The following is a 15,361-nucleotide window of genomic DNA, read 5'->3' as shown; positions in this document are numbered from 1 at the left end:
GGAGATGCTGTGTAAATATTGGTGGTGATCTTGTGGCTCTTAAAGAGATAAGGCGTAGATAAGAAAGCTCACAAGTAATTTATTTACATAAAGTTTTCGCATCAAATCACCGTTTTAACGCACAATAAAGTAATATAACTGAGTCATTCTCGTACAACCTCGCATTTTGAGACGGTGTAAAGGGGAGGCAGATTAGGGCATTACCTCATTAACGAAGTAGCCTTGCTCATCACAATTATTATCGTTTTTCATTAAGGGAGGGTGAGAATGGACGCAGACACCATTAACAGTTTTTTTCTAATAGGTGCGTTGTTAATCGCACTTAGCGTTCTTTTAAGCCCAGTGTCTTCTAAGTTGGGGATCCCAATTCTTTTGGTATTTTTAGCCGTTGGAATGCTGGCGGGGGAAGACGGCTTAGGCGGCATTTTATTCGATAACTTTTCCATCGCTTATTTGGTTAGTAACCTCGCATTAGCCATCATTTTGCTTGATGGTGGGATGAGAACGCGGGTCGCCAGCTTTAGGGTTGCGTTATGGCCCTCGGTCTCTTTGGCGACATTTGGCGTTGCGATCACCACCATTTTGACCGGGCTGATGGCAACGTGGTTATTCGACTTAGATTTATTGCAAGGCATATTGGTTGGTGCGATTGTTGGTTCCACCGATGCTGCCGCGGTCTTCTCTCTACTCAAAGGTCGTAGCCTGAACGAACGTGTTGGTTCAACGCTGGAAATTGAATCCGGCACCAATGACCCAATGGCGGTGTTTCTGACCGTAACTCTGATTGCTATTTTAGCGAACCCTGGCGCAGATTTAAGTGCGGGCTTTTTGGCGTTCAGTTTTCTTAAGCAGTTTGGTATTGGCGCGTTACTTGGCTTCGCTGGTGGCTGGATCTTATGGAAAGTTATCAATCGCAATCAATTACCAGATGGGCTGTATTCTATTTTAACGGTCAGTGGTGGCTTGCTTATTTTCGCTTTATCTAACACTTTGGGTGGCAGTGGTATTTTGTCGATTTACCTTGTTGGTCTTTTATTAGGTAACCGTCCAACACGCAGCCGCCACTCTATTCTTCATGTTTTAGATGGTATGACGTGGCTAGCTCAAATTGGTATGTTCTTGGTGCTTGGTTTGTTGGTTACGCCATCCAATTTACTCTCTATTGCGTTGCCAGGTCTTGCGCTTGCTTTCGGGATGATTTTGTTTGCCCGACCAATCTCTGTTTGGATTGGTTTACTGCCATTCAAGAGTTTCACGCCACGTGAAAAGTGGTTTGTCTCTTGGGTAGGACTGCGTGGTGCTGTACCTATCATCCTCGCGGTATTTCCGATGATGGCAGGGTTGCCAGATGCTCAACTGTACTTCAATTTGGCATTCTTTGTAGTAATGGTGTCTTTGATAGTACAAGGGGGCACGTTGACTAAGGCGATGTCTCTTGCAAAGGTCGAGCTACCTTCTAAGCCTGAGCCAATTTCGCGTACGGGTGTAGAGATTTACCCGACCAGTGAGTGGGAGCTGTTTATCTATAGACTTAAAGCAGATAAATGGTGCATTGGTGAGCCATTACGTAGTCTTTCGATGCCGGAAGGAACGCGTATCGCCGCTGTATTTCGCAGTAAAGAGCTATTGCACCCATCCGGCAGTACGCGTCTTGAGGAAGATGATACCTTGTGTGTATTAGCACAAGAAAAGGATTTAGATGCACTGAGCTTACTGTTTAGTGAAGCCCCAGAGAAAGCGTCGCTAGCGCGATTCTTCGGTGACTTCTTCCTCGATATTGAAGTGAAGCTTGCCGATATTGCCGTGATGTATGGTTTGAATCTGGGGGATGAACCGCTGGATAAAAGTTTGAGAAACCTTGTCGAAGAGCAATTAGGTAGCACGCCAGTATTGGGAGACCATTTCGAGTGGCAAGGTTTGCATTGGATCGTCGCTGATGTTGTTGATCAGCAGGTCACTAAAGTCGGTATCCGATTGCCAAACGAAAAAAGTAAGTCTGACGATAAGACGTCAATCTAGTCGCTCATTTCCGTCAGCATAATCACGGCTTGCGTGCGGTTCTTTACACCGAGCTTACGGAAAATCGCTGTCATGTGCGCTTTTATGGTGGCTTCTGAAACATTCAATTCGTAAGCGATTTGCTTGTTCAGCAAGCCATCGGACAACATTCCCAACACTTTATATTGCTGCGGTGTTAGCGCAGCAATCTTTTCCGCTAAGTCATTACATGCCGCGTTATTGGTGATCAACCCTTCAGGGAAGTATGGGTCGCCATTCAGCACTTGATTGAGCGCGTTCACTAATTCGCGCATGTCGCTGGACTTGGGAATAAAACCAAATGCACCATGGCTTTTCACCTGCGTCACGATCGCCGGCTCTTCACTCGCTGAAACGACGACGATAGGTAAATCTGGATGCTCTGCTCGCAAATGAATCAAGCCAGACATACCATTTGCTCCTGGCATTTTGAGGTCCAATAGCACTAAATCTGGCTCTTCCTCTCGTTCTAACAAAGCCAGAAGTGCGTCGAGTGAGTCCGCTTCCAGCAAATTTGCACCACTAATAGCCATGTGGATAGATTGAAACAAGGCATTCCGGAAGAGTGGGTGATCATCTGCAATAATGATGGTGTAGGTCGAATCCATGACGTTAAACACTTTTGACTATTTCGTTAAATTTATTATTGTCCAGCTTTGAGAGAGTGGACAATATTTATTCGCTAAAAGTCTGAACCAAATCGACTTTTATTAGGAAAATTGCATATAAACGCAATGTTCTTATTCAAATCTGAGCAATAAAAAACGCCAGTGGACATCACTGGCGTTTGAATATCTGGTTATCAGAACTGCTTGATATGCTCTAAGAAAGGCTCGGCTTGCATAAAGCCCGTCAAACGAGCGTTTGAAACGTGTTCACCACTGGCATCCCAAAACTCAATTGTTGGTAAACCAAGCACACTCATGTGCTTCAGTAGTTCGATGTCTTGCACTTGGTTTTTGGTCACGTCCGCTTGCAGAAGAACGAAGTCTTGCAGTTTGGCTTCGACGCTTGGGTCATGGAAGGTGTACTTTTCAAACTCTTTACATGCTACACACCAATCGGCGTAGAAATCGAGCATGACGGGTTTACCTGCCGCTTTCGCAAGTGCCAGTTGTTCTTCAAGCTCCGCCACGTTAGCAATGCGAGTAAAGCTAACAGTGGCTTGCTGAGTTTGTGTTGTGCTGTTGCCAAACCAGTAATTTAAGATAGGTTGTGCTGAGGCTAGCAAACCTAAGACGGCGATTATGCCCACGGCACTTTGTTTCCAGCCACCAAACTCTAGACTGTTTTTGATGTGGTATAGCCAACCAAAAGCAGCAATACCCAGTGCTGACCACAGAATCGTTGACCACATTTCTGGCATGATACGTTCTAGTAAGAAGATAGGTGCGGCAAGCAGAATAAAGCCGAAGAGTGTTTTCACTCGGTCCATCCAACCACCTGCTTTTGGTAGCAGTTTGTTGCCGAAGACCGCAACAAGAATCAGCGGAATACCCATGCCCATCGCCAGCGCGTATAACGCGATACCACCGGTAAGCAAATCGCCGCTTTGTGCCACGTAAAGTAGCGCACCAGATAGAGGTGCCGTGGTACATGGTGAGCACACCAAGCCAGATATTGCCCCCATTGCAAACACGCCAGCACTGCTGCCGCCTTGCTGTTTGTTGCTGAGGTTGTTTAACCACGTTTGAACGCTGCTTGGTAGCTGCAATGAGTACAGACCAAACATAGACAAAGCGAGTGCGATGAACAGTACGCTCAAACCAATCAGCACATAAGGGTGTTGCATTGCCGCTTGGAACTGCATACCTGCAGATGCCACCACAAGGCCGAGTAGGGTGTAAGTCAGCGCCATGCCTTGCACGTAGACGAATGACAAGCCTAGCGCGCGGCGTTGGCTTAGTTTGCCACTGCCAAGCACTATGCTGGTCAGAATTGGGTACATCGGCAGCACACAAGGTGTAAACGCCAAGCCCACACCAAGCGCCAAGAACAGAAGTGGTGTCCACCAGTTATCAGCAAGGTTGGCTGCAAGGCTATCTTGCTGTGTTACTGGCGCTGATGGTGTGTCACCAGACGTAGATGATTGCGCCGCTGGTGGCGTTGCTGTTGGTGCCTGTTCTGCTTTTGATGCAGTTGTCGCCGTTGTTGAATCTGAGTTCGACGAAGTAAACGCGTTGATAGGAATCACGCGAGTTTCTGGCGGGTAACAGAAGCCTGCTTTCGCACAACCTTGGTATTGCACCACCACGCGCGCACCGTCTTGCCAATCATGCATTGGTACATTAACGAAGAGAGGTTGAGTATAGATATGCACGTCACCAAAGAATTCATCTTTATGCGGTGTGCCGTCTTCCATTTGCAGTTCGCCTAGCGATACTTTCTCACCAGCTACAGACAAGCGCTCTTGATATAGGTAGTACCCGTCACGTACCTGCCAATCGAGCATCAATTTGTCATCTTGCTGGTAGAAGTTAAATGGAAACGCCTGATCAACTGGAACAAAGCTGTCGCTGCTGCTACCAAAACTGTTGTTCTGGCTACTGTTAAACTGGTCTTTGCCAAATAAAGCTAAAGACGGAGTGGAAAAGGTAATGAGCCCTAAGAGTAAAACGGAAAGTAATGCGCGCATAAAAGAGTCAATTCATCTTAGATAATTGCCGTTAGTGTAACTCAATCAGACCCGGAGGCGAGTCAATAAGTTTCATGAAAATGAAGATTTATTGAGCATAAATCAAGACAACAGGCAATAAAAAAGGGAGCCGAAGCTCCCCGAGTAAGACTCTGTTTCTACTAGATCAGTAGACCACCGAATGCGAAGCCAAGTGCTACCGCAGAAGCGATGGTTACCACACCAGGTACAAAGAATGGGTGGTTGAATACGTACTTACCGATACGAGTTGAACCCGTGTCGTCCATCTCAACCGCGGCAAGTAGCGTTGGGTAAGTTGGCAGTACGAATAGCGCACTTACTGCTGCGAAAGATGCAACTGCGGTAAGTGGTGCCACACCGATAGCAAGTGCTGCTGGCATTAGCGCAACCGTGGTTGCACCTTGAGAGTAAAGCAGCATTGAAGCGAAGAATAGAACAAGTGCTAGCATCCATGGGTAGTCTGCTAGTAGCGCACCCGCAACTTCTTTGATGCCGTCAACGTGCGCGTTAACGAACGTAGAACCTAGCCATGCCACACCAAGAACACACACACACGCTGTCATACCAGAGCGGAATGTTGCTGCTGCTGGGATTTTGCCAGCATCGATTTTACAGCTCATTACGATAGCTGCCGCAGCTGCTAGCATTACCGTCATGATAGCTTCGTTACGGCCTAGAGCAGGGTTCTCGATAAGGCCAACAGAGCCAGAAATTGCTGCTGCGTAACACACGACAAATGCGATTGCGCCTAGGAAGATGAATGTCGCTTTCTTCGCTGTTGGTAGGATTTCGCGTTTTGCTTCTGTATTTAGCTTGATTAAGCCTTTTTCTAGACGCTCTTGGTATTCAGCATCGTCTTTTAGCTCACAGCCCATGAAGTTCGCCACGAACGCACCGATCATGCACGCGATGAACGTCGTTGGGATACAGATTGCTAGTAGTGTTAGGTAGTCAACGCCAAATGGGTGCAGCATTGCCGCGAACGCTACAACAGCCGCTGAGATTGGTGATGCGGTGATAGCGATTTGCGATGCTACGACCGCGATAGACAGTGGACGAGAAGGGCGCACGCCTTGGCCTTTCGCTACTTCTGCAATCACTGGCAAAGTAGAGAATGCCGTGTGGCCAGTACCCGCCATTAATGTCATTAGGTAAGTTACGATAGGCGCATAAAAGGTGATGCGCTCAGGATGCTTGCGCAAAAAGTTTTCAGCAACTTGCACCATCCAGTCTAAACCACCAGCTACTTGCATTGCTGCGATAGCGGTGATTACAGACATGATGATCAAAATTACGTCAACGGGAATGTAAGCTTGGCTTGTTGGTACGCCCAAGATCAAAGACAACGCAATGACCCCTGCACCACCGGCAAAACCAATGCCGATACCACCGATTCTTGCCCCCAAATAGATGAAGAGCAGAACCACGAAGAGTTCGACCATGACCATATTGATACCTCTTTAGTTTTTTATTTGATTCTGATTTTTTGAACACTCAGGAACAGGAGTAAATGCTCAGAGAATGAGAACCTAGTGGTTTAGCGGCAATAAAAGCATATAAAAAATGTGGTTAACCGTATGAGAGCCTAAAAAAGGGGCCTGAGTGGCCCCCTTCGGATTCGTTATTACTCGTAACGTTTTGCTTTGTAAGTAGGATGCATGAAGTTTTCTACTGACAAGATTTCATCAAGCTCCTCTGCTGTAAGCAGACCGCGCTCTAGCACGACTTCACGAACACTTTTACCAGTTTCCGCACAAATCTTACCTACGATGTCACCTTCGTGGTGGCCGATGTATGGGTTTAGGTAAGTGACGATACCGATAGAGTTGTAAACGTAGTTTTCGCAAACTTCTTTGTTCACAGTGATGCCGTCGATACATTTATCACGTAGGTTCACACACGCGTTGTGTAGTAGAGAGATAGACTCAAACACACTTTGTGCGATAACTGGTTCCATTACATTTAGCTGTAGCTGACCGCCTTCTGCTGCGAAAGAAACCGTGTTGTCGTTACCGAGAACTTTGAAGCAAACTTGGTTTACTACTTCTGGGATAACTGGGTTTACTTTAGCTGGCATGATTGAAGAGCCTGCTTGCATTTCAGGTAGGTTCAATTCATTTAGACCCGCACGAGGACCAGAAGAAAGTAGACGAAGGTCGTTACAGATCTTCGATAGTTTCACTGCTAGGCGTTTTAGCGCGCCGTGAGTCATTACGTATGCACCACAGTCAGACGTTGCTTCGATAAGGTCTTCTGCTGCAACAACGTCAAGGCCTGTTACTTCCGCTAGGTGTTTTACTGCAAGTGCTTGGTAGCCAGTTGGTGTATTTAGACCAGTACCGATTGCGGTTGCGCCTAGGTTGATTTCTAGGAGGAGTTTAGATGTGTAATCTAGAGCACGAATCTCTTCGTTTAGTGTTACCGCCCACGCATGGAACTCTTGACCTACTGTCATTGGTACTGCGTCTTGAAGCTGAGTACGGCCCATTTTCAGTACATCTTTAAACTCAACGGCTTTAAGTTCGAATGCGCCTTTTAGGTACTCAATTGCTTCCATTAGCTTATGTACGCTGTTGTATACCGCAATACGGAAACCTGTTGGGTACGCACAGTTGGTTGATTGGCTCTTGTTTACATGGTCATTTGGGTTAACAAATTCGTATTGGCCTTTCTCTTTACCCATCAACTCAAGCGCAACGTTTGCGATCACTTCGTTCGTGTTCATGTTAACTGAAGTGCCTGCACCGCCTTGGAATACGTCTGATGGGAACTGATCCATACACTTGCCAGTTTCTAGGATCAAATCACACGCTTCGATGATGTAGTTTGCAACGTCTTTTGGAATAGCGCCAAGTTCTTTGTTTGCTAACGCTGCTGCTTTTTTGGTCATTACCATGCCGCGTACAAATTCTGGTACGTCAGAGATGGTCATATTGGAGATGTTGAAGTTCTCGATCGCACGTAGCGTATGAATACCGTAGTACGCATCTGCAGGGACATGACGTTGACCTAATAGATCTTCTTCAATACGAGTGGCTGGGTTTGCTGTTTTTGGAGCATCAGATAGGGTAGCCATAGCAGGATCCTTAGATGATAATTCTGATAATAAAGTTATTTATTAGCCATTTCTGCAATCTAGAATCCATTCATCAGAATTTTTGGCTGGAAAATCCGTCCTGACTTATGTGGCACATGATACTGCACCTAGCGCATAAAAATAGTAACTAGATCACCTTTTTCGTTTTTCATGAGTCAATAATTTGCAAAGTATGAACGGGTTATTAATAACCCTTTATGGGTACTCGATTTTCCTCGACAAACATGAGTTTTTAGAGTTCGAAATTAGCACTTTAAAAGCACGAAAAAATCGGTATGCAATTGAATGAAACGCGCTCCCGCTACTTTGTCTAAAAGAGAAGGAGACCAGTATGAACACGCTTTTTTACAACGATTCGTTTGAGCTTAGTCTGCTTTTACCATTACACTGAATTAAACAAAGGAGGGCGTGTGTTTCCTATCTTATTATTAGCGTTTATTTTTGTTCCGATCATTGAAATCGGCTTATTTATTCAGGTGGGCGGCTTTTTAGGTTTATGGCCGACCATTGCACTAGTCTTAATCACGGCATTTGTTGGTGCATCGTTGGTTCGTAGCCAAGGTATACAAACACTGATGTCAGTACAGGGGCGTCTTGAACAAGGTGAAATTCCAGCCCAGCAAATTTTTGAAGGCGTAATGCTAGCGGTGGCTGGCGTGCTACTGTTAACCCCGGGCTTTATGACCGATGCCCTTGGTATGTTGGTGTTGCTTCCTGCGCCACGCGCCGCGATAGCTAAATACTTGATGAGCAAAATGGTGGTGAAAACCATGCATGGCGGTGGCTTCCAAGGTGGTTTCTCTAACCAGGGGCCATTTGAGCAAGACCCGTTCCGTCGTGACCCATTTGATTCCCAGTCAGATAATGGCAATACCTTCGAAGGGGAATACGAGCGTAAAGACGATGATGATCGCAACAAGCTCAACAGATTGAGTTAGACAGTAAAGAAAATAAAAGGGTGCACCAAGCGCCCTTTTCTGTATTTGGAATTCGTGCTGCTTACAATGCGCCTTCAAAGCCCATTTGACGCCATGCTTCAAAAGCAATGATCGCAACGGCATTCGAAAGGTTTAGGCTGCGTGCGTCCGGCATCATTGGAATGCGAATACGCTGCTCCATTGGCAAGCTATCGATGATTTCAGCAGGCAAACCACGAGTTTCTGGACCAAACATCAAAACATCACCCGTTTGGTATTGTGCATCAACGTGGTGACCTGTGGTTTTGGTGGTGCAGGCAAACAATCGGTAGTTACCTTGCTTCTCTTTCTCTAAATATTCTAAGAACGCTTGATAGTTTTTATGACGCGTTACGCGAGCTAAATCATGGTAATCCAAACCAGCGCGGCGGACTTTTTTCTCTTCAAGATCGAAACCCAGAGGTTCAATTAAGTGAAGGTTTGCACCGCAGTTGGCGCATAGTCGAATGATGTTGCCGGTGTTCGGCGCGATTTCTGGTTCGTATAAAGCGATATCAAACATGGTATTGAAATAGAGTTGGTCAAAGAGAGGGGCAGTATATACCCAAGTCACCGAAATATGCGAGATTCAGCAAGATTGACCTGGGTATGAAAGCAGGCATTAGCGCGGATGTTAATACCGTAAGTAGCGATGCTCTTTATAAGAGAGCGTGAGCATAGTTTTCTTCAACTGCTCGCCAGTTGACGACGTTCCACCACGCATCAATATATTCTGGGCGACGGTTTTGGTAGCTGATGTAATACGCGTGCTCCCACACGTCTAATGCGAGGATTGGTTCACCGCGCACATCCACTACATCCATCAGAGGGTTGTCTTGATTACTGGTGGTCGTAATGTGAATCTCACCATCTTTTACGATCAGCCATGCAAAGCCAGACCCAAAGGTATTGATGGCAGCTTGGGCAAACGCCTCTTTAAATTGCGCAAAGCTACCAAATTTATCGTTAATTGCTTGAGCAAGCGCGCCTTGAGGCTCTCCGCCACCGTTTGGTGACATGCAATTCCAATAAATGATGTGGTTGTAATAGCCGCCACCATTATTACGTACTGCTGGACTGAGCTTAGAGATATTGTCAAAGATCTCGTCTAATGACTGAGTTTCGAGCTCGCTCCCTTCAACGGCATTTACAAACTTATCAAAGTACGTCTTGTGGTGTTTGCTGTAATGCACTTCCATGGTTTTCGCGTCGATGTACGGCTCTAGTGAATCGTACGGGTAAGGCAGAGCGGGAAATGTATGTGACATAGTAAATCCTCCTTAATTGGAAAATTTACTTTAATGCTAACGATAATTATTATCAACTTTGATCTTTGTAAGGGTATTCTAAGAAGCCTCACCAATTTCTAAAGTGAGGGTGGGGCTGTGAATCACTCACTCTAGAAATATGGTGCGAATTATTGTTAGTTCATCAAATTGAGACTAACAATTGATCGGTAAGGTGATACTCATACGCAATCCGCCTAAAGGACTTCGGCTGGCTGCGATCGTGCCACTGTGCTGGCGAATGGCACTTTCGGTAATGGTTAGGCCGAGACCTGTGCCGCCAGAGTGGCGATCGCGTGCCGTGGAAACGCGATAGAACGGGCGAAAAATCGCGGCCAGTTCCTCTTCTGGTACACCTTCTCCATTATCGTCAACCGTGATACGAAGCGTATCGTCATCGGCTTTGATGTCGATTTGTACCTCATCTTTTCCGTAGTAAATGGCGTTACGAACGATATTTTCCACCGCACTCATCAGCAGTTTAGGGTTACCGGAAATATTGCGCTTAGGTAATTCTGAATAGTGTAGCTGTTTGCCCATTTGCTCTGCTTCAAACTGCGCATCTTTAATGATTTCTTCCCATAAACTTTCTAGTGGCTGTGTTTCGCGAGTCATATGACTGTTCGCCTGCATGCGAGAAAGCTCTAATAGTTCGCTGATCATCTGTTCCAAGCGCTGCGCTTCGGTATCGATACGAGTCAGTTCTGGGCTTTCGCCTTGTTTACGCGTCGCTAATGCGCTTGCCATGCGCAGACGAGTTAAAGGTGAGCGCAGCTCGTGAGAGATATCGGATAGCAAACGTTGTTGTCCTGAAATCATTTGATTAACCGCTTCGACCATCTGGTTGAAGCTGCTGCCTGCTTGACGAAATTCCGCCGTACCTTTTTCTAAATTTGGGTCTGTGACAAATTCACCTTTCGCCACACGTTGAGCAGCGGCTTCAAGACGACGTGCAGGCTGACTCAAAGCCCAAGCAAGCCATAACAGCAATGGTGTACTAACCAGCATGACCGCAAGCAAGAGCTGGAATGGGTGATCAAACAGACGCAGGAGTAGAGGTGGTGGCTCATTCCACTTGAAGCCCACGTACATCAAGATATCGGAACCTGCCAAAGTGATAGGAATTGGGCCCGCAATCATGTATCGACCATACAGCTTCTGCTTTGGATTATTGTAATCTTCGATACTGGTGACAAAGTTTTGCATGGCACGCAATTGAAAATTGCTGCGTTTTTCTGTCGTAAGAACATTACCGCTGTAGTCAGAAAAAAAGACTCGTGGGCGAGGGTCGTGCTTGCCGTGGCGGTTGCCCTCGATACGAAAAAGTATGCGGCCTAAATCAGTTTGCTGGCTGTATTTTTGTTGGATTGAGTCACGCGTTTCTACCATACGTTTGTAGTGTTCTTCTGGAATATCGCGAGCTTTGCGTGGGTCCAAATGTGGCAGTGATAGCACGGCTATCAATACTAATAACATGGTGAACCAAAAAATGGCAAAGATGCGTCCATACAGGCTATTGATGTTTGGCAGTTTGATGCGTGATAGGTGCATTAATCCTCCTCAAGCAGCATGTAGCCACGACCACGCAGGGTTTTGATTCGCGGCTTACCATTGCTTTGATCTGGTAATTTTTTACGTAAGTTCGAGACATGCATATCGATAGCGCGATCAAAAGCAGCGAGTCGTTTACCAAGCACATCTAAGCTCAGTGTCTCTTTGGTCAGCACTTGTCCTGGGTTTTGTACGAAGTGGGTGAGTAGCGCAAACTCGGTTGCCGTGAGATCGAGCAACTGTTGCTCACAATACGCTTCTTGCTTACCGGGATAGAGGCGGATTTCTTGATACTCAATGCAATCGCTGTTTTTGGTATTTTTTTGTGTGCTGCTAGTGCGGCGTAAAATCGCGCGGATTCGCGCTAACAGCTCTCGGTCACTAAAAGGTTTTGGTAAATAATCATCCGCGCCCAGTTCCAAGCCGATCACGCGATCAATTTCTTCCCCTTTAGCGGTCAGCATCAAGACGGGAGTTTCCCAATTTTCACGTAAGCGTTTCAGCGTTTCCATGCCATTGAGTTTTGGCATCATGACATCCAACAAAATCAAATCAATCTTATCATTGATCGCGGCTAAGCCGGCTTCACCGTCATTTGCTTCGCTGACCTCAAACCCTTCGAAACTGAGTACTTCTTTTAATAAGCTAGTTAGCTCGATATCGTCATCGATTAAAAGAATGTTTGCCATGGGGGCACCTATAGTAAGTTACCGATAGCCTAATATTACATTGGAATGATGCGCAACGAAGAGGAGAAAAATCACTCTTTACGATTCTTTACGCTCCCTATACGTCGCTTTACCTAGCGGGTCGTATTCTATACTCAAGCGCTGTGAGAACAGCTCAGAAGAACCACTCACCTGTGTAAGGAATCGTATTATGAAGTCTGCAAAAAAACTTGTGTTAGCTGCTGTTGTTCTACCTCTTACTCTTGGCGCCGCAAGCGCATTCGCTTACGGTGGTAAAAACCATCATAAAGGTCCTCGTGACGAATGCGGCATGGGTATGGACCGAGGTGTCATGCGTCAACTAGACCTGACTGATGCACAAAAAGATCAGCTAAAAGAAATGCGTGAAGCAAACAAAGCAGAAATGAAAGCAAAATTCGCTGATGGCAAAGAAGCACGTATGGCTGAGCGTCAAGCGCATCACGCAAAAGTACAATCGCTTTTGCTGGCGGATAACTTTGATGAAGCTCAAGCTAGCGAATTAGCAAAAGAGATGGTTGAGCGCCAAACGGAACGTCGCGTGCAAATGCTAGAAAGAAAGCACCAAATGCTTAGCGTATTAACACCTGAGCAGAAAGCGAAATTTGTTGAGCTACAAAATGAACGTATGCAAGAGTGTGGCGACAGAATGCACAAGCGCATGGAAAAGTCGCGCAATAATTAAGTCATGAATTGATGTTATATAAAGAGGCAGCCATTGGTTGCCTCTTTTTGATCTGGTTATTTCATGGTCATTCAATATACTCAACGTATGGTTTTAGTTAACTCTTTGATTATGAAACAGCAATACGCACGTTTAGTTACGACCGCCGCTTGGACTGCAACCATTGTGGCGACGCTTCTTCTGATAGTAAAAGTCATCACGTGGTGGGTAACCGGCTCAGTGAGCTTATTGGCGTCATTGATTGACTCCATGTTAGATATCGCGGCTTCGGTTGTGAATCTTGTGGTGGTTCGTTACGCCTTACAACCGGCAGACCGCGAACATACGTTTGGACATGGTAAAGCTGAGTCCTTAGCGGCCCTAGCCCAAGCAATGTTTATTTCGGGCTCGGCAGTATTTTTGATTCTTAACGGGATTGACCGATTTTTCCGCCCACATGCTTTACACGCACCGGAGTTAGGTGTGTATGTATCGCTGTTTGCGATTGTGGTCACACTTGGCTTGGTGATGTTCCAAAAACATGTGGTTCGCGTGACGGGGAGCCAAGCAATAGCGGCGGATTCTCTGCATTATCAGACTGACTTGTATATGAATGCTGCGATCATGGTTGCTCTGGGGCTCAGTTATTTTGGAGTGACTCAAGCGGATGCTGTGTTTGCGATTGGTATTGGTGTCTTCATTCTTTATAGCGCTTTCAAAATGGTAAGCGAAGCGATTCAAACCTTACTTGATAGAAAGTTGCCCGATGAAGAGCTTGAGCAAATTAACCAAGCTTGTTTGAGCGTAAAAGGGGTATTGGGCGTGCATCAGTTACGCACGCGAATGTCCGGACCGACGCGCTTTATACAGTTGCATTTAGAGCTAGACGATAACTTACGATTAATTGAGGCGCATTACATCGCTGATAAAGTGGAAGATAATTTATTGGCTCTTTTTCCTGATGCGGACGTATTGATCCATCAAGATCCATTGTCTGTCGTTTTCGGACCAGAGAAAGAGCAGAAAGCGCAAGATTGGTAGGCTTGAAAAATCCATCAGTGCCCGACGACAAACAGGTACTTATTGACTATCTTTCCATCAATACTTATTAAGATTCGTGATCCTGATATGAATCAACAAAGTTTTATAGAGAAACTGTAATACTCTTACATAAGTAGAAAAGTTACATAAAAAAGTGCGTTTTCATTGGTAATCCTGTAGAGGAAATGTAACATAACGCACAGTTCTGGATTATGCAGGTTGCTTGGTAACAAGGGGCCTAAAAGAAAATTAAATAATTGATTGCCAAAGATCGAGGGTGAGCATGATTAAGAAGATCGGTGTTTTAACAAGTGGCGGTGACGCACCTGGTATGAACGCTGCGATACGCGGCGTAGTACGTACAGCACTATCCGAAGGATTGGAAGTATTCGGTGTGTACGACGGCTACCTAGGCCTATACGAAGGCCGCATCGAGAAGCTAGATCGTTCTAGCGTTTCAGATGTGATCAACAAAGGTGGTACGTTCCTAGGTTCTGCACGTTTCCCTGAATTTAAACAAGTGGAAGTTCGTGAAAAAGCGATTGAGAACCTGAAAAAACATGGTATCGATGCACTAGTGGTAATCGGTGGTGATGGTTCGTACATGGGTGCGAAGAAACTGACTGAAATGGGTTACCCATGTATCGGTCTTCCGGGCACAATCGACAACGATATCGCAGGTACGGATTACACTGTGGGCTACCTAAGTGCACTAAACACCGTTATCGATGCAATCGACCGTTTACGTGATACTTCTTCATCTCACCAACGCATTTCAATTGTAGAAATCATGGGCCGTCACTGTGGTGATTTGACTCTGATGTCTGCAATTGCGGGCGGTTGTGAATACATCATCACTCCGGAAACTGGTCTAGACAAAGACAAGCTGATCAGCAACATCCAAGATGGTATCGCTAAAGGTAAGAAACACGCGATCATCGCGCTTACTGAGCTAATGATGGATGCTAATGAACTAGCACGTGACATCGAAGCCGCGACAGGTCGTGAAACTCGTGCAACAGTACTTGGTCACATCCAACGTGGTGGTCGTCCAACTGCATTTGACCGCGTACTAGCATCTCGTATGGGTAACTACGCTGTTCACCTATTGATCGAAGGTCATGGTGGTCGTTGTGTAGGTATCGTGAAAGAGCAACTTGTTCACCACGATATCATCGATGCAATCGAGAACATGAAGCGTCCAGTACGCAACGATCTATACAAAGTTGCTGAAGAGTTGTTCTAAGCAAGTTTGAAATAGATAAACAAAACCGCGGCTTTCCGCGGTTTTTTTGTTTTCAGCCCTAAACCACCTACTTCAGTAGGTGGTTATCATCCGTTTCGGCTTTGCCTGTAAAACTACTCA

Annotated in this window: 13 protein-coding genes; 5 read left to right on the top strand and 8 right to left on the bottom strand. The window is 45.9% G+C overall.

The genetic code is table 11. The features are described 5' to 3' along the window. Nucleotides 1–267 precede the first annotated feature (267 nt). The gene (locus tag R7Z77_RS19555; protein WP_005382374.1) at nucleotides 268–2,019 is read left to right on the top strand and encodes a potassium/proton antiporter; all 1,752 of its coding nucleotides are present in this window, start codon (nucleotides 268–270) and stop codon (nucleotides 2,017–2,019) included. Here the strand turns inward: R7Z77_RS19555 and R7Z77_RS19550 are convergent. The 4 genes from R7Z77_RS19550 to aspA form a co-directional block, all read right to left on the bottom strand. After that, nucleotides 2,016–2,645, bottom strand: coding sequence for a response regulator (locus R7Z77_RS19550; RefSeq protein ID WP_005382375.1), 630 nt, complete (start codon nucleotides 2,643–2,645; stop codon nucleotides 2,016–2,018). The two genes, R7Z77_RS19555 and R7Z77_RS19550, sit on opposite strands and share 4 nt — an antisense overlap. A 194-nt stretch (nucleotides 2,646–2,839) precedes the next feature. Continuing rightward, nucleotides 2,840–4,672 (bottom strand): protein-disulfide reductase DsbD, encoded by a 1,833-nt coding sequence (locus R7Z77_RS19545; protein ID WP_062730812.1) that lies wholly within the window; start codon nucleotides 4,670–4,672, stop codon nucleotides 2,840–2,842. Nucleotides 4,673–4,833: 161 nt separating this feature from the next. Further along, nucleotides 4,834–6,141, bottom strand: a complete 1,308-nt coding sequence (locus R7Z77_RS19540; RefSeq protein WP_005382378.1) for an anaerobic C4-dicarboxylate transporter — start codon at nucleotides 6,139–6,141, stop codon at nucleotides 4,834–4,836. A 176-nt stretch (nucleotides 6,142–6,317) separates the two neighbouring features. Further along, complete coding sequence (aspA, locus tag R7Z77_RS19535) at nucleotides 6,318–7,769, bottom strand: aspartate ammonia-lyase (RefSeq protein ID WP_005382379.1); 1,452 nt, start codon at nucleotides 7,767–7,769, stop codon at nucleotides 6,318–6,320. A 431-nt stretch (nucleotides 7,770–8,200) separates the two neighbouring features. Here aspA and R7Z77_RS19530 point away from each other — a divergent pair, with 431 nt between their 5' ends. Beyond that, nucleotides 8,201–8,728, top strand: coding sequence for an FxsA family protein (locus R7Z77_RS19530; RefSeq protein WP_285400550.1), 528 nt, complete (start codon nucleotides 8,201–8,203; stop codon nucleotides 8,726–8,728). A 61-nt stretch (nucleotides 8,729–8,789) separates the two neighbouring features. On the opposite strand, the gene trmL is transcribed toward R7Z77_RS19530, so the two are convergent. From trmL to R7Z77_RS19510, 4 genes are all read right to left on the bottom strand, one after another. Further along, nucleotides 8,790–9,269, bottom strand: coding sequence for a tRNA (uridine(34)/cytosine(34)/5-carboxymethylaminomethyluridine(34)-2'-O)-methyltransferase TrmL (gene trmL, locus R7Z77_RS19525; RefSeq protein WP_025768811.1), 480 nt, complete (start codon nucleotides 9,267–9,269; stop codon nucleotides 8,790–8,792). Nucleotides 9,270–9,405: 136 nt separating this feature from the next. Further along, a complete protein-coding gene (locus R7Z77_RS19520; protein ID WP_318136793.1) occupies nucleotides 9,406–10,014 on the bottom strand; it encodes a superoxide dismutase in 609 nt (202 codons plus the stop codon). A 174-nt stretch (nucleotides 10,015–10,188) separates the two neighbouring features. Further along, complete coding sequence (gene cpxA, locus R7Z77_RS19515) at nucleotides 10,189–11,583, bottom strand: envelope stress sensor histidine kinase CpxA (protein ID WP_054579327.1); 1,395 nt, start codon at nucleotides 11,581–11,583, stop codon at nucleotides 10,189–10,191. After that, nucleotides 11,583–12,272 (bottom strand): response regulator, encoded by a 690-nt coding sequence (locus tag R7Z77_RS19510; protein WP_042523708.1) that lies wholly within the window; start codon nucleotides 12,270–12,272, stop codon nucleotides 11,583–11,585. The genes cpxA and R7Z77_RS19510 overlap by 1 nt, the downstream gene beginning before the upstream one ends. Nucleotides 12,273–12,462: 190 nt before the next feature. Between R7Z77_RS19510 and R7Z77_RS19505 the strand changes: the two genes are divergently transcribed. The 3 genes from R7Z77_RS19505 (at nucleotide 12,463) to pfkA (ending at nucleotide 15,241) form a co-directional block, all read left to right on the top strand. Continuing rightward, the gene (locus R7Z77_RS19505; RefSeq protein WP_005386388.1) at nucleotides 12,463–12,975 is read left to right on the top strand and encodes a CpxP family protein; all 513 of its coding nucleotides are present in this window, start codon (nucleotides 12,463–12,465) and stop codon (nucleotides 12,973–12,975) included. A 111-nt stretch (nucleotides 12,976–13,086) separates the two neighbouring features. Further along, on the top strand, nucleotides 13,087–13,995 hold the full coding sequence (gene fieF, locus R7Z77_RS19500; RefSeq protein ID WP_025768809.1) for a CDF family cation-efflux transporter FieF: 909 nt from the start codon (nucleotides 13,087–13,089) through the stop codon (nucleotides 13,993–13,995). Between the two features lie 283 nt (nucleotides 13,996–14,278). Then, entirely contained in the window at nucleotides 14,279–15,241 is a 963-nt protein-coding gene (gene pfkA / locus R7Z77_RS19495; protein ID WP_005381521.1) for a 6-phosphofructokinase, read from the top strand. Nucleotides 15,242–15,361 lie beyond the last annotated feature (120 nt).

This window comes from Vibrio sp. 1401 (genome assembly GCF_033340295.1).
This window is presented reverse-complemented; position numbering and strand designations above follow the sequence as displayed.

Coding starts and splice junctions, on each gene's coding strand:
- R7Z77_RS19555 (WP_005382374.1), top strand. CDS start 268: ATGGACGCAGACACCATTAACAGTTTTTTTCTAATAGGTGCGTTGTTA.
- R7Z77_RS19550 (WP_005382375.1), bottom strand. CDS start 2,645: ATGGATTCGACCTACACCATCATTATTGCAGATGATCACCCACTCTTC.
- R7Z77_RS19545 (WP_062730812.1), bottom strand. CDS start 4,672: ATGCGCGCATTACTTTCCGTTTTACTCTTAGGGCTCATTACCTTTTCC.
- R7Z77_RS19540 (WP_005382378.1), bottom strand. CDS start 6,141: ATGGTCATGGTCGAACTCTTCGTGGTTCTGCTCTTCATCTATTTGGGG.
- aspA (WP_005382379.1), bottom strand. CDS start 7,769: ATGGCTACCCTATCTGATGCTCCAAAAACAGCAAACCCAGCCACTCGT.
- trmL (WP_025768811.1), bottom strand. CDS start 9,269: ATGTTTGATATCGCTTTATACGAACCAGAAATCGCGCCGAACACCGGC.
- R7Z77_RS19520 (WP_318136793.1), bottom strand. CDS start 10,014: ATGTCACATACATTTCCCGCTCTGCCTTACCCGTACGATTCACTAGAG.
- cpxA (WP_054579327.1), bottom strand. CDS start 11,583: ATGCACCTATCACGCATCAAACTGCCAAACATCAATAGCCTGTATGGA.
- R7Z77_RS19510 (WP_042523708.1), bottom strand. CDS start 12,272: ATGGCAAACATTCTTTTAATCGATGACGATATCGAGCTAACTAGCTTA.
- R7Z77_RS19505 (WP_005386388.1), top strand. CDS start 12,463: ATGAAGTCTGCAAAAAAACTTGTGTTAGCTGCTGTTGTTCTACCTCTT.
- fieF (WP_025768809.1), top strand. CDS start 13,087: ATGAAACAGCAATACGCACGTTTAGTTACGACCGCCGCTTGGACTGCA.
- pfkA (WP_005381521.1), top strand. CDS start 14,279: ATGATTAAGAAGATCGGTGTTTTAACAAGTGGCGGTGACGCACCTGGT.